The sequence below is a fragment of the Kitasatospora griseola genome (assembly GCF_044999035.1).
Lineage (GTDB): Bacteria > Actinomycetota > Actinomycetes > Streptomycetales > Streptomycetaceae > Kitasatospora > Kitasatospora griseola.
Genome location: NZ_CP173360.1, coordinates 5,522,094 through 5,535,969 on the forward strand (window position 1 = coordinate 5,522,094; position 13,876 = coordinate 5,535,969).

Annotated in this window: 10 protein-coding genes; 5 read left to right on the forward strand and 5 right to left on the reverse strand. The window is 69.8% G+C overall.

Annotation, left to right across the window (positions count from 1 at the left end):
• Window positions 1-139: 139 nt before the first annotated feature.
• The 4 genes from ACI1MP_RS25115 to ACI1MP_RS25130 form a co-directional block, all read right to left on the reverse strand.
• On the reverse strand, window positions 140-688 hold the full coding sequence (locus ACI1MP_RS25115) for a hypothetical protein (protein ID WP_404869524.1): 549 nt from the start codon (window positions 686-688) through the stop codon (window positions 140-142).
• Window positions 689-880: 192 nt separating this feature from the next.
• Entirely contained in the window at window positions 881-1,285 is a 405-nt protein-coding gene (locus tag ACI1MP_RS25120; protein ID WP_043916367.1) for a type II toxin-antitoxin system VapC family toxin, read from the reverse strand.
• An 88-nt stretch (window positions 1,286-1,373) separates the two neighbouring features.
• A complete protein-coding gene (locus tag ACI1MP_RS25125; RefSeq protein ID WP_404869525.1) occupies window positions 1,374-2,252 on the reverse strand; it encodes a hypothetical protein in 879 nt (292 codons plus the stop codon).
• A gap of 116 nt (window positions 2,253-2,368) precedes the next feature.
• Window positions 2,369-2,887, reverse strand: a complete 519-nt coding sequence (locus tag ACI1MP_RS25130; RefSeq protein ID WP_100585667.1) for a SigE family RNA polymerase sigma factor — start codon at window positions 2,885-2,887, stop codon at window positions 2,369-2,371.
• A 317-nt stretch (window positions 2,888-3,204) separates the two neighbouring features.
• On the opposite strand from ACI1MP_RS25130, the gene acnA reads away from it, so the two are divergent.
• The 5 genes from acnA (at window position 3,205) to ACI1MP_RS25155 (ending at window position 11,082) form a co-directional block, all read left to right on the forward strand.
• The gene (gene acnA, locus ACI1MP_RS25135; protein ID WP_404869526.1) at window positions 3,205-5,850 is read left to right on the forward strand and encodes an aconitate hydratase AcnA; all 2,646 of its coding nucleotides are present in this window, start codon (window positions 3,205-3,207) and stop codon (window positions 5,848-5,850) included.
• Window positions 5,851-6,018: 168 nt separating this feature from the next.
• Entirely contained in the window at window positions 6,019-7,335 is a 1,317-nt protein-coding gene (locus ACI1MP_RS25140; RefSeq protein ID WP_404869527.1) for a glycoside hydrolase family 18 protein, read from the forward strand.
• A gap of 379 nt (window positions 7,336-7,714) precedes the next feature.
• Window positions 7,715-9,121, forward strand: coding sequence for an N-acetylglucosamine/diacetylchitobiose ABC transporter substrate-binding protein (gene ngcE, locus ACI1MP_RS25145; RefSeq protein WP_380335582.1), 1,407 nt, complete (start codon window positions 7,715-7,717; stop codon window positions 9,119-9,121).
• Between the two features lie 76 nt (window positions 9,122-9,197).
• On the forward strand, window positions 9,198-10,130 hold the full coding sequence (locus ACI1MP_RS25150) for a carbohydrate ABC transporter permease (protein WP_043914005.1): 933 nt from the start codon (window positions 9,198-9,200) through the stop codon (window positions 10,128-10,130).
• A gap of 13 nt (window positions 10,131-10,143) precedes the next feature.
• A complete protein-coding gene (locus ACI1MP_RS25155; protein WP_100585672.1) occupies window positions 10,144-11,082 on the forward strand; it encodes a carbohydrate ABC transporter permease in 939 nt (312 codons plus the stop codon).
• Window positions 11,083-11,156: 74 nt separating this feature from the next.
• Here ACI1MP_RS25155 and pepN read toward each other — a convergent pair whose 3' ends face one another.
• A complete protein-coding gene (pepN, locus tag ACI1MP_RS25160) occupies window positions 11,157-13,724 on the reverse strand; it encodes an aminopeptidase N (protein WP_404869528.1) in 2,568 nt (855 codons plus the stop codon).
• Window positions 13,725-13,876 lie beyond the last annotated feature (152 nt).

The window sequence follows — 13,876 nt, forward strand, 5'->3', positions numbered from 1 at the left end:
CTCCCGACCCCCCGGCTCCCGACCCCCCGGCTCCCGACCCCCGGCTCCGAGGCGCCCGCTCCCGAGGCCGGTCCCGCCGCCCGCTCCCGCGCCCGCGCCGAGGCCCCCGGCTCCCGGGCGCTCGTTCCCGGGCGCTGGTTCAGAAGTCGACGTCCACGCAGCCCACCCGGTCGGCGGGCGCGTGGGCTCCGGCGGCGGGGCCGGCGTGCAGCACCAGCGAGTGCGCCTCGTCGGGCCGGAACGTCCAGGGGACGGTTGCCGAGGCGTCGCCGCCCCCGCCGGGATCGGTGCGCACCGTCATCCGGACTTCGTTGTCCGCGGCGTCCGAGCCCGTCGTGTGCTGGTAGTGCGGTCCGGACGCCGCGGGGTCGGTGGCGCAGTGGCCCGTGTGCACATGCGCCGGGAACTCGTGCGAGCCGGCCACCTCGGCGAGTTCCACCGCGACGGTCGTCCGGCCCGCCTCCCGGTGGACGGTGACCCGCACCTGCGCGCCGTACGGCACCAGATCGGGCGCGTGGGTGATCGCCTTGGCGGGGACGATGCCGTTCGCCCGGTCGAACTGGGCGTCCACCACCTGGTCGGGGACGGTCGCGGCGGGCGTCCCGCCGGGGCCGGTGATTTCGGGCGGCCCGATCGGCAGCAGGGTGAGCGGCGCCAGCAGTGCACCGGCGGCGGAGGACAGGGGCATCGCGGACCTTCCGACGGACCGTCAGGGAACACCGCCCACCGTGGCCGTCGCCCGCCCCGTCACGCACGTCGCCGTGCCGCAGCACCGCCCGCAGTCACCCGTACGAGAACGCCCGGTCGGGCACCGCCCGGCAGCTCCTCGCCGGACCGGGCGGGCCGGAGGCCGGCCGTCCGCCCGCCCGTCCGCCCCGGCTCAGCCGGCGGCGGTGATGCCGCGGATCTCGCAGCGCGGCCCGCTGGCGCGCATCAGCCGCAGGTCGGCGGTGATCAGCGGGGCACCGCAGTGTTCGGCGACCGCGACGTAGGCGGCGTCGTCCGGGGTCAGGTTGTCCTTGAGTTCCCAGATCCGGCCGAGCAGCGGTGCGATCTCCATCTTCCGGATCGTCAGCTCCGGCAGCCGCTGGGCGATCCGGGCCGCCTGCTCGGCGGTCACCTCCTTGGCGAGGTAGAGCCCGCGCAGCGACTGCATCACCTCGATCAGCACGTGTTCGGGCGCGACCCAGTCGGGGTCGGCGGCCAGTGCGGCCCGGGCTGCGGCCCCTCGCGGGCCCTGGTCGGCGAGCGAGAGCACCACCGCGGAAGCGTCCACCACGATCACCCGCCCACGGTAGCCCGCGCGCGCCGCGGTCCGGCACCGGGGTGCCCGACGACGGATCCGGCCCGCCGATCAGGTCCCGCACGGCTGCCTACTGCACGGTCACTGCGCGGTCCCGCTCGTCGGCGCGGGTGCCCTTGGCCGGTTCCTGCACCACCGAACTCGGCCGGCCCGTCGGGCTCCTGATGAGGTCGGGCGTCGGCTGCGCGCCGAGGTCCGCAGGCTCCTCCCGCGCGACGAGGGCCGACCAGTCCGGGTCGGTCGTCCAGCGCGTGACGTTCTGCCAGGTCACCAGCGGCGCGTTCCCGTCGGCGCCGGTGGCGACCAGGGTGACCAGCAAGCCGTCGCCCCGCCGCAGCTCCGCCACGTAGCTGAGCTGCCCGGCCTCGTCGTACCTGGTGACGGCGATCCCGGTGCCGCCGGCGCCGGTGAGAGTCGCGCACTTCTCGCCGACGGGGCGGGTGGCGCAGTCGAGGCCGTCGGAGGGCCACGGCGAGCGGCGGCCGGTCGGGGCCGTCAGCTGGATCCTGAGGGTGCCGGTGTGGTCGTCGCCGAGGCTGCGCAGGCCGGCCAGGAAGACGGTCTGCACCTCGGCGTCGGAAGTGGAGCGGCGGCCGTCCCAGGTGTCGACGACCAGCATCGGGCCGAGCAGCTTGCCCAGCAGGGCCCGGGCGTTGGAGCCGTTCACCGGCACCAGGCCCGACGGCAGGGTCGACTGCGGCGTGGGAACGGGCGGCATCGATCCGCCGGCACCCGGGGAGACGGTGAGGGCGGGCGGGGCGGGGCGCAGCAGCAGTCCGCCGCCGAGGGCCAGGCCGGCGACCGCGAGGACCGTCCCGGCGAGCGCGGCCCGCCGTCGCAGCCGGATGGCCCGGCCTTCGGCGGTGGCTCCGGCGACGAGCAGGCCGAGGTCGGGCACGGCGTCGCCGACCGCCCGTTCGAAGACGTCGCTCAGCTCCTGCTCAGGCATCGGGGCGTTCTCGCTTTCTGACGGCGCATCGGTCGGTTCGGTGGACGGCCGGTCGGCCGGACGGTTCTCCGCAGGGGCGGCGGGGCCCGGGTGACGGGGGCGGGGCGAGGGTCCGGTCACGGGACGAGGGTGTGCAGCTGCGGGGCGAGCTGGCGGCGCAGCCGGGTGAGGGCGCGCAGCGCGCGGACCCGGACGGTGCCGGGGGCGAGCTGGAGTTCCGCGGCGGTCTCCTCGACACTGCGGTCCTCCCAGTAGCGCAGCACCAGGACGGCCCGGTCCTTGGGCGGCAGTTCGGCGAGGGCGGCGAGCAGGGCGACGCGCAGTGCGGGGTCGGTGTCGGGGGCGGCCTGTTCGGGGAGCAGGTCGAGGCCGGGCAGTTCGCTGCTGCGGCGCAGCCGCCGGTGCGAGAGGTAGCAGCGCAGCAGCACGGTGCGGGCGTAGGCGACGGGGTTGTCGGCCTGCCTGACCCGGCCCCAGGAGGCGTAGATGCGGGCGAGCGCGGTCTGGGTGAGGTCCTCGGCGAGGTGCCAGTCGCCGCACAGCAGCAGGGCGGTGCGGAACAGCGCGGTGCCGCGGGCGTGCGCGAACTCCTCGAACTCGCGCCGCTCCTCGGCCCTTCGCCGCCCCACCGCCATCCGCACCCCTCGTCACGTGCCGGGTTCCGGCGGCGCTGCGGGCTGGACGCGGAGCCGCTCGGTACATGAGGACAGATGCGCCGGGGCTGCGGTTGCGTTACAGGATGTGCGGGTGAAGTTTGGACGGAGCCATGCACTATGGTTTATCTCGACATCGAGATACATTCGGCGTTAGACTTTATCTTGACGTCAAGATACTTGCCGAGAGGCGCAGGCCCCGCGTCCGGCGGGCCTTCCATCATCGGCTCGGTGGGCCGGCGGCCATCAGGTTAGCCAAGCCTTACCTTATCACCGGGTGGACCAAGAAGGAGTCAGTCGTGTCCGCGAACAGCTTCGACGCCCGCAGCTCGCTGCAGGTGGGCGACGAGTCGTACGAGATCTTCAAGCTCTCCGCCGTCGAGGGTTCCGAGCGGCTGCCGTACAGCCTCAAGGTCCTGCTGGAGAACCTGCTCCGCACCGAGGACGGCGCCAACATCACCGCCGACCACATCCGCGCGCTGGGCGGCTGGGACCCGACGGCCGAGCCGTCCGAGGAGATCCAGTTCACCCCGGCCCGCGTGATCATGCAGGACTTCACCGGCGTGCCCTGCGTGGTCGACCTGGCCACCATGCGCGAGGCCGTGAAGGAGCTGGGCGGCGACCCGTCCAAGATCAACCCGCTGGCGCCGGCCGAGCTGGTCATCGACCACTCCGTCATCGCCGACAAGTTCGGCACCCCGGACGCCTTCGTCCAGAACGTCGAGATCGAGTACGGCCGCAACAAGGAGCGCTACCAGTTCCTGCGCTGGGGCCAGACCGCGTTCGACGAGTTCAAGGTCGTCCCGCCGGGCACCGGCATCGTCCACCAGGTGAACATCGAGCACCTGGCCCGCACCGTCATGGTCCGGGGTGGCCAGGCGTACCCGGACACCTGCGTCGGCACCGACTCGCACACCACCATGGTCAACGGCCTGGGCGTGCTGGGCTGGGGCGTCGGCGGCATCGAGGCCGAGGCCGCGATGCTCGGCCAGCCGGTCTCGATGCTGATCCCGCGCGTGGTCGGCTTCAAGCTCAACGGCCAGCTGCCGGCCGGCACCACCGCCACCGACCTGGTGCTCACCATCACCGAGATGCTGCGCAAGCACGGTGTGGTCGGCAAGTTCGTCGAGTTCTACGGCGAGGGCGTCACCTCGATCCCGCTGGCGAACCGCGCCACCATCGGCAACATGTCGCCGGAGTTCGGCTCGACCTGTGCGATCTTCCCGATCGACGCCGAGACCATCAACTACCTGAAGCTCACCGGCCGCGACGCGCAGCAGCTCGCCCTGGTCGAGGCGTACGCCAAGGAGCAGGGCCTCTGGCACGACCCGTCGGTCGAGCCGGTCTACTCCGAGTACCTGGAGCTGGACGTCTCCACCGTCGTCCCGTCGATCTCCGGCCCGAAGCGCCCGCAGGACCGGGTGATCCTGGCCGAGGCCGCCGAGAAGTTCGCCGAGGCGCTGCCGACCTACTCCGCCGAGGCCTCGAAGCCGACCGCGGTCACCGCGGCCGACGGCTCGACCTACACGATCGACAACGGCGCGGTCGTGATCGCCTCGATCACCTCCTGCACCAACACCTCCAACCCCTCCGTCATGCTGGGCGCCGCCCTGCTGGCGAAGAAGGCCGTGGAGAAGGGCCTCACGGTCAAGCCGTGGGTCAAGACCACCCTGGCGCCCGGCTCCAAGGTCGTCATGGACTACTACGAGAAGGCCGGCCTGCTCCCGTACATGGAGAAGCTGGGCTTCAACCTGGTCGGCTACGGCTGCGTCACCTGCATCGGCAACTCGGGCCCGCTGCCCGAGGAGGTCTCCGCCGCGGTGAACGAGTCCGACCTCGCGGTCGTCTCGGTGCTCTCCGGCAACCGCAACTTCGAGGGCCGGATCAACCCGGACGTCAAGATGAACTACCTGGCGTCCCCGCCGCTGGTGGTCGCCTACGCCCTCGCCGGCAACATGAACATCGACCTGACCAAGGACGCGCTGGGCCAGGACGCCGACGGCAACGACGTCTTCCTCGCCGACATCTGGCCGTCCGAGCAGGAGGTCGCCAACGCGGTCGCCGGCTCGATCGACGAGGCCATGTTCGACAAGGGCTACCAGGACGTCTTCGCCGGCGACCACCGCTGGCAGTCGCTCCCGGTCCCGACCGGCAACACCTTCGAGTGGGACGCCGAGTCGACCTACGTCCGGAAGCCCCCGTACTTCGAGGGCATGGCCAAGACCCCGAGCCCGGTGACGGACATCGCCGGCGCCCGCGTGCTGGCCAAGCTGGGCGACTCGGTCACCACCGACCACATCTCCCCGGCCGGCAACATCAAGCCGGGCACCCCGGCGGCGCAGTACCTCACCGAGCACGGTGTGGAGAAGCGTGACTTCAACTCCTACGGCTCGCGCCGTGGCAACCACGAGGTCATGATCCGCGGCACCTTCGCCAACATCCGCCTGCGCAACCAGATCGCGCCGGGCACCGAGGGCGGCTACACCCGCGACTTCACCCAGGCCGACGCGCCGGTGTCGTTCATCTACGACGCGTCGCAGAACTACCAGGCCGCGGGCATCCCGCTGGTGGTCCTGGCCGGCAAGGAGTACGGCTCCGGCTCGTCCCGCGACTGGGCGGCCAAGGGCACCGCGCTACTCGGCGTCAAGGCCGTCATCGCCGAGTCCTACGAGCGCATCCACCGCTCCAACCTGATCGGCATGGGCGTCCTGCCGCTGCAGTTCCCGGCCGGCCAGAACGCCGACTCGCTGGGCCTGACCGGCGAGGAGACCTTCGAGTTCACCGGTGTCACCGAGCTGAACGAGGGCCGCACCCCGAAGACCGTCAAGGTCAAGGCCGGAGATGTCGAGTTCGACGCGGTGGTGCGCATCGACACCCCCGGTGAGGCGGACTACTACCGCAACGGCGGCATCCTGCAGTACGTGCTGCGCAGCCTGATCGGCTGACAAGGCGTCACCGAAGAGCCGCACCGCCCCGCGAGGGACGGTGCGGCTCTTTGCCATTTCTTGGAGGAATCCCGGCCATCCCCTTGTGCGGTGCCCGCAGGGTGGACTAGACCTCTCCATCAGCACTTGGTCCATACCAATTGACGCTGAATCGGAGAGATTCACGGAATGACCACCAGACGAACCTCCGCACTCCTCGCCGCCGCGACCATCGGCGCCCTGCTCGTCTCCCCGGCCACCGCGCAGGCCCAGGAGAAGGGCCACCGGCTGAACGGACAGCGGGTCGGCTACTTCACCCAGTGGGGCATCTACAGCGGGTTCTCCGCCAAGAAGGTCCAGGACAGCGGCCAGGCCGGCCGGCTGACCGTGATCAACTACGCCTTCGGCAACGTCTCCGCCGACGGCTCCTGCTTCGAGGCGAACGCGGCCGGGGCGGGCGACGCCTGGGCCGACTACCAGCGCCCGGTGGGCGCCGAGGAGTCGGTGGACGGCGTGGCGGACGTCCCGGGCCAGGCGCTCAAGGGCAACTTCAACCAGCTGCGCAAGCTGAAGGCGAAGAACCCGCAGCTGCGCGCGGTGATCTCGCTGGGCGGCTGGAGCTGGTCCAAGCACTTCTCGGACGCGGCGCTCACCGACGCCTCCCGGAAGAAGTTCGTCTCCTCCTGCATCGACCTGTACCTCAAGGGCGACCTGCCGCAGCTGGGCTCGGCCGAGGGCGGCGCGGGCGCGGGCGCCGGGGTGTTCGACGGCATCGACATCGACTGGGAGTACCCGGGCAGCCCCGGCGACGAGGGCAACGTGGTGCGTCCCGAGGACGGGCGGAACTTCACCCTGCTGATGCAGGAGTTCCGCACCCAGCTGGACGCGCTGTCCGGCAGGAAGGGCCCGCACTACCTGCTCACCGCGGCGGTGCCGGCCGGCGAGTCCGCGATCGACAAGTTCGAGATCGACAAGGTCGCCAGGTCGGTGGACTGGCTGAACCTGATGGCCTACGAGCTGCACGGCCCGTGGGAGACCAAGGGCCCGACCAACCACGAGTCGAACCTGTACTCCGACCCGAACGACCCCACCGGGCTGCAGCTGAGCGTGGACCGGCTGGTCGGCACCTACACGGACCGCGGCCTGCCGTCGAAGAAGGCCGTGGTGGGCGTCCCGCTCTACGGCTTCGGCTGGACGGGCGTGCCGGGCGGCCCGCGGGGCAACGGCCTGTACCAGTCGGCCACCGGGCTGGCCCGGGGCGGCACCCTGTCCTACAAGCAGATCAAGGAGCTGCCCGGCACGGTCCACAACGACCGGGCGCACGGGGCGAGCTGGAAGTTCGACGGCACCGACTTCTGGACGTACGACACCCCGGAGCTGGCCACCCGCAAGGCCCGCTACGTCCAGGAGAACGACCTGGGCGGGGTGATGGTCTGGTCGCTGGACGGCGATGACGCCCAGGGCAGCATGATCGCCGCGCTGGACAAGGGGCTTCGGGACGACTGAGGATAACTGAGGGTTCGTCAGGCGCTCACCGATGCGCGGCTTCGTCGTCACGGTTCTCGAACCGTAATGCGCGAAGCTGCGCATTTCTATGTTCAAACGAACATTTGCGCGCTAGATTCGCGCTCATGGCTGGCGCGGACACGTAATGTGCAGGGTCCCTGCACATTGCACATGCTGCACCGCCGACAACGCTTTGACTGTCAGGTTTGTTATCAGACCGGCGGCCTATTGCTGTCAGATGAACAGTGGACTATACCTTTGCGCATCATCACACAGCCTCTGACCGGCATCTTCGCCGCTGGGCACCTTTCGGGCCAAGGAAGTTGACGCGTCGTCAGCTTCGGCTCATATCTTCTGGAACTGAGGGGTTAGGGCACGCATGGGCTCTGCAACTGAGTACAACCGCCGCGACCTGTTCAAGCGCGCGGCCGCGATCACCGTCCTGGCGGCCGGCAGCAGCTCGCTGCTCGCGGCCTGCGCCGGCGGTACCGGGAGCTCCGACAAGGGCACCAAGGCGGCGGGCGGCTTCAACCTGAGCGACGCCAAGAACCCGTTCGGGGTGAAGGACGCCGACGGTCTCGAGGTCTTCATCTTCGACGGCGGCTACGGCAACGAGTACGCCAAGGCGTTCGAGGCGATCTACTCGAAGCAGTTCCCGGGTGCGAAGATCAACCACCAGGCCGACAAGGACGTCACCGGCAAGCTCCAGCCGCGCTTCAACGCCGGCTCCCCGCCGGACGTCATCGACGACTCGGGCGCCAAGCAGATGAAGCTGGACGTCCTCGCGGACTCCAACCAGCTCACCGACCTGGCCCCGCTGCTGGACGCGCCGTACATCGACGACCCGTCGAAGAAGGTCCGCGACGTGCTGATGCCCGGCACGATCGAGTCCGGCACGGTCAAGGGCAAGGTCTACAACCTGTCCTACGTGTACACCGTGTTCGGCTGGTGGTACTCCGGCAAGCTGTTCAAGGACAACGGCTGGACCGCGCCGAAGACCTGGGCCGAGTTCATCACCCTGTGCGAGCAGATCAAGGCCAAGGGCATCGCCCCGGTCGCGCACCAGGGCAAGTACCCGTACTACATCAACGTCGTCATGATGGACATGATCGCCAAGCAGGGCGGCCTGGACCTCATGAAGCGGATCGACTCCCTCGACGCCACCGCGTGGGACGACCCGGCCGTGAAGACCGTGCTCGACGCGTTCTACCAGATCGTCGACAAGGACTTCCTGCTCCCCGGCACCAACGGCATGACCCACACCGAGTCGCAGACGGCGTGGAACCAGTACAAGGCCGCGTTCATCCCGTCCGGCTCCTGGCTGGAGAACGAGCAGCTGCCGACCACCCCGGCCGACTTCGACATGAAGTTCCTGCCGATGCCGTCGCTGCCCGGCGACAAGCTGCCCTTCGAGGCCATCCGGGCCGGTGCCGGCGAGCCGTTCATCGTCCCGTCGAAGGCCAAGAACGTGGCCGGCGGCCTGGAGTTCCTGCGGATGATGCTGACCAAGGAGGCCTCGGGCAAGTTCGCCCAGACCGCCAACAGCCTCACCTGCCTGAAGGACGGCGTCGGCCCGGAGGTCCAGCTGAAGCCGGGCACCGCCTCCACCGTGGTGGCGCTGAAGGCCGCGGGCGACAAGACCTTCAACTTCCAGTACCCGAACACCGCTTCGAAGTTCGACGAGGACCTGCAGAACGCCTCGGGCGAGCTGATGGCCAAGCGCATCACTCCCGCCGAGTGGATCAAGCGGGCCAAGGAATCGGCCACCAAGAACAAGACCGCCTGATCGGTCACTCGATCAACGCACCGGGGGCATCGAGACGCCCCCGGTGCGTCTTCCTGACGGACAGGAGAAAGTGACCATGCGTCACGGCAAGTACCCCTTCATCGTGGGGTTCCTCTTCCTTCCGATCGTGCTGTACGTCGGCCTGGTGCTCTGGCCGTACCTGCAGACCTTCGGATACTCCCTGACCAACTGGTCCGGGGCGAGCCAGGAGATGGATTTCATCGGCCTGGACAACTACACGAGACTCCTCGATGACGAGGTCTTCGCCGGTGCCCTCTGGCACAACCTGCTGCTGCTGATCCTGCTGCCGGTCGTCACCATCCTGATCGCGCTGTTCTTCGCCTTCATGCTGAACGTCGGCGGCAAGGGCGGCACCGGTGGCGTGCAGGGCGTCAAGGGCGCGCCGTTCTACAAGGTCGTCTTCTTCTTCCCGCAGGTGCTGTCGATCGCGATCCTCGCCGTGCTCTGGGGCGCGGTGTACCGCACCGACCAGTCCGGCCTGGCCAACGGCATCCTGATCAAGCTCGGCCTGGCCACCGTGAACGACCCGGTGCAGTGGCTGTCCGACCCCGACCTGGTCATGTGGTGCGTGCTGGCGGTGCTGGTCTGGTCCGGCGTCGGCTTCTACCTGGTGCTGTTCTCGGCCGCCATGCAGGGCATCCCGAAGGACATCTACGAGGCCGCCCTGCTGGACGGCGCCAAGCGCGGCCAGACCTTCTTCAAGATCACCCTGCCGCTGCTCTGGGAGACCGTCCAGACCGCCTGGGTCTACCTGGCCATCGTCGCCATGGACGCCTTCGCGCTGGTCTCCTCGATCACTCCCGGCGCGTACTTCGGCGGTGGTCCCGACCACCACAGCGAGCTCATCTCGACCTACCTGATGCGCAGCTTCCTGCGCAACGGCGAGGCGGGCTACGCCTGTGCGATGGGTGTGGTGATCTTCTTCTTCACCCTCATTCTGACCATCGTCTCGCTGTGGGCCACCAAGCGCGACAAGATCGAGTACTGAGCGGGGACCGGACATGACCACTCTCGACAAGACCGCGAGCGTCCCCGGTCAGCGCGGTACCAAGCCCAAGCCGGGCAAGGACCAGCGCTTCGCCGACGGCGGCGGCGCACTGAACGTCTTCTCGCACGGCTTCCTGGCCGTCTGGGCCGTGCTGATCCTCCTGCCGCTGCTCTGGGTCGTCCTCGGCTCGTTCAAGACCGACGCGCAGATCAACGGCTCGGCCTGGAGCTGGCCGGCCCACTGGGGCTTCGACGCCTTCTCCCGTGCCTGGTCCAAGGGCATCGGCGGCTTCTTCGCCAACACCGTCATCGTGCTGCTGGGCTCCGTCACCCTGACCATGCTGCTCGGCTCGATGGCCGCCTACGTGCTGGCCCGCTACGAGTTCAAGGGCAACCGGTTCATCTACTACCTGTTCGTCGCGGGTTCGATGTTCCCGGTGTACCTGGCCCTGGTGCCGCTGTTCTTCATGGTCCGCAACCTCGGTGAGATCTCGCCGTACCTCGGTCTGAACAGCTACGCCGGCCTGATCCTGGTGTACGTCGCCTACTCGCTGCCGTTCACCGTGTTCTTCATGTACTCGTTCTTCCGCACCCTGCCGAGCGCGGTGCACGAGGCCGCGATGCTGGACGGCTGCTCGCACACCCGGACGTTCTTCCAGATCATGGTGCCGATGGCCAAGCCCGGCCTGATCAGCGTGGGCATCTTCAACGTGCTCGGCCAGTGGAACCAGTACATCCTGCCGGTCACCCTGATGCAGCCCACCACGGCCGGCGAGGCCGACCACTCGATGCTCGCCCAGGGCCTGGTCAACCTGGCCCTGCAGTCCGGCTACAAGAGCGACGCCCCGGCGCTGTTCGCCGGTATGACGATCGCGATGCTGCCGGTGCTGGTGGTGTACCTGTCCTTCCAGCGCCAGGTCCAGGCGGGTCTGACCTCCGCCACTCTCAAGTAGCGTCCGCCGTACGGCAGAAGGCCCGGCCCCCGTTCCAACTCGGAGCGGGGGCCGGGCCGTTGCGCGCGGGTGGGCTACTGGACGTCGCAGGCCTGGGCGCGCAGGGCGCGGTCCAGGTCGTCGCGGCACTCCAGCACCAGGCGGCGCAGCGCGGGCGCGGCGTCCTGGTGGGCGGTCAGCCAGGCGTCGGTGGCCGCCAGGGTCTCGGGCGTGGTCTGGTACTGCGGGAAGAAGCCGCCGACGATCCGCATCGCGATCTCGATCGAGCGGTCTGCCCAGATCGACTCCAGCATCGCGAAGTACGGCTCGGCGTAGCCGGCCGTCAGCTCGCGCTGCCCGGCCTGGTTGAAGCCGGCGATCTGCGCCTCGACCAGGGCGTTGGGCAGCTCGTCGGAGTCGACCACGGCGCTCCAGGCCGCGGCCTTGGCCCCCGGGGTGGGGAGCGCGGCCAGGCACTGGGTGTGCTGGCGGCGGCCGCTGGCGGTGTTGTCGCGGGCCAGTTCGGCGGCCAGCTCCTCGGTGCCGGCGTCGCCGTTGGCAGCGAGGGCCAGCCAGAAGCTCCAGCGCAGTTCCTGGTCCACCGTCAGGCCGTCGATCCGGGCGGTGTCCTCCAGCAGGCCGCGCAGCAGCTGCAGGTGGTCGGCGCGCTCGGCGGTGTCGGCCAGGAAGCGGGCCCAGGCGAGCTGGTGGTCGCTGCCGGGGGCGGCCTGCGCGAGCTCGCGCAGCGCGACCTCGGCGAGCGCGGTGCCGTACTCGGCGCGGCGGGCCGGGTCGGCGTACAGCTCCAGGGCGGTGCCGGCCTGCTGGTGCAGGGACTGCAGCACGCCGATGTCGGACTCCCGGCCGGCGAAGCGCTGCACCAGGTCGAGGTAGTCGCGGGTGGGCATCAGCCCGTCCCGGGTCAGGTTCCACACCGCGGACCAGGCCAGTGCCCGGGCCAGGCCGGTCTCACCGGTGAGGTCGCCGAGGCCGGTGCGCAGGGTCTCCAGTGAGCGCTCGTCGAAGCGGACCTTGCAGTACGTCAGGTCGTCGTCGTTGAGCAGCACCAGCGCGGGCAGTGAACGGCCGGCCGCGTCGGCGACCACGGTGCGGGCGCCGGTGACGTCCAGCTCGTAGCGGTCGGTGCGGCGCAGCGCGCCGTCCTCGGCGAGGTCGTACAGGCCGACCGCGATCCGGTGCGGGCGGATCACCTCGCCGTCCTGGCGGATCGCCAGTTCGGTGATCCGGCCCTCGGCGTCGTAGGTGACCTCCGGGGTGAGGGTGTTGACGCCGGAGGTCTGCAGCCAGGCGGCGGACCAGCTGCGCAGGTCGCGGCCGCTGGTCTCCTCCAGGGCGTCCAGCAGGTCGCCGAGGACGGTGTTGCCGAAGGCGTGCTTCTTGAAGTAGCGGCGGGCGCCCTCGAAGAACGCGTCCCGGCCGACGTAGGCGACCAGCTGCTTGAGGACGGACGCACCCTTGGCGTAGGTGATGCCGTCGAAGTTGAGCTTGGCGTCCTCCAGGTCGCGGATGTCCGCGGTGATCGGGTGGGTGGTGGGGAACTGGTCCTGCCGGTACGCCCAGGCCTTGCGGCGGTTGGCGAAGGTGATCCAGGCGGCGCTGTACTTGGTGGCCTCGATCTGCGCGAAGGAGCCCATGAAGTCGGCGAACGACTCCTTCAGCCACAGGTCGTCCCACCACTTCATGGTGACCAGGTCGCCGAACCACATGTGCGCCATCTCGTGCAGGATCACGTTGGCGCGCGCCTCGTAGGCGGCCTCGGTGACCTTCGAGCGGTAGATGAACTCCTCGCGGAAGGTCACGCAGCCGGGGTTCTCCATCGCGCCGATGTTGTACTCGGGGACGAAGCACTGGTCGTACTTGCCGAACGGGTACGGGTAGTCGAACTCGTCGTGGAAGAAGTCCAGGCCCTGCTTGGTGACGGTGAGGATCTCGTCGGCGTCGAAGTAGGGGGCCAGCGACCGGCGGCAGGTGGCGGCGAGCGGGATCTCCAGCACGCTGCCGTCGGCCAGCCTGCGCGAGTAGTGGTCGCGCACCACGTGGTACGGGCCGGCCACCACGGCGGTCAGGTAGGTGGAGATCGGCTTGGTCGGCGCGAACTCCCAGGTGCGGGCGGCGCCGTCCTCGGTGATCTTCTCGTGCACCGCGTTGGCGTACACGTCCCAGGCCGCAGGGGCGGTCACCGTGAAGCTGAACGGGGCCTTCAGGTCAGGCTGTTCGAAGTCGGCGAACACCCGGCGGGCGTCGGCCGGCTCGTAGTGGGTGTACAGGTAGGTCTCGCCGTCCACCGGGTCGACGAAGCGGTGCAGGCCCTCGCCGGTGCGGCTGTAGGCGCACTCGGCGACCACCGTCAGCTCGTTGTGCGCGGCGAGCTCCGGCAGCGCGACCCGGGCCCCGTCGAACACCTCGGCCGGGTCGAGCCGGCGCCCGTTCAGCTCGACGGAGACCACCTCGGGGGCGAGCAGGTCGGCGAAGCTCGACGCGCCCGGGGTGTTGCAGTCGAACGAAATCCGGGTGGTGGAACGGAAGGTGGGTCGGCCGGGGTCGGCCGCCGCACTCACGTCCAGGTGGACGCGGTAGCTCTCCACCCGGATGATCCCGGCCCGGTCGCGGGCCTCCTCACGGCTCAGGTTCTTGCCCGGCACGGCGGTACTCCTCTGTACGGAACACACGGCTTTCGGAGTGTTCATGGCACCCCGTCGGGGGCAATCCTTTCACGCCCTCCCCACGGTGCCATTGCACTGGGCGAGGAATCATCACGGCCGGGTCCGGGTTGCAGCTCCGCGGGGGAGACCCC

What these genes read in the sequence shown, in the direction of transcription:
- ACI1MP_RS25115 (WP_404869524.1), bottom strand. Translation starts at nt 688, where the DNA reads ATGCCCCTGTCCTCCGCCGCCGGTGCACTGCTGGCGCCGCTCACCCTG.
- ACI1MP_RS25125 (WP_404869525.1), bottom strand. Translation starts at nt 2,252, where the DNA reads ATGCCTGAGCAGGAGCTGAGCGACGTCTTCGAACGGGCGGTCGGCGAC.
- ACI1MP_RS25130 (WP_100585667.1), bottom strand. Translation starts at nt 2,887, where the DNA reads ATGGCGGTGGGGCGGCGAAGGGCCGAGGAGCGGCGCGAGTTCGAGGAG.
- ACI1MP_RS25140 (WP_404869527.1), top strand. Translation starts at nt 6,019, where the DNA reads ATGACCACCAGACGAACCTCCGCACTCCTCGCCGCCGCGACCATCGGC.
- ngcE (WP_380335582.1), top strand. Translation starts at nt 7,715, where the DNA reads ATGGGCTCTGCAACTGAGTACAACCGCCGCGACCTGTTCAAGCGCGCG.
- ACI1MP_RS25150 (WP_043914005.1), top strand. Translation starts at nt 9,198, where the DNA reads ATGCGTCACGGCAAGTACCCCTTCATCGTGGGGTTCCTCTTCCTTCCG.
- ACI1MP_RS25155 (WP_100585672.1), top strand. Translation starts at nt 10,144, where the DNA reads ATGACCACTCTCGACAAGACCGCGAGCGTCCCCGGTCAGCGCGGTACC.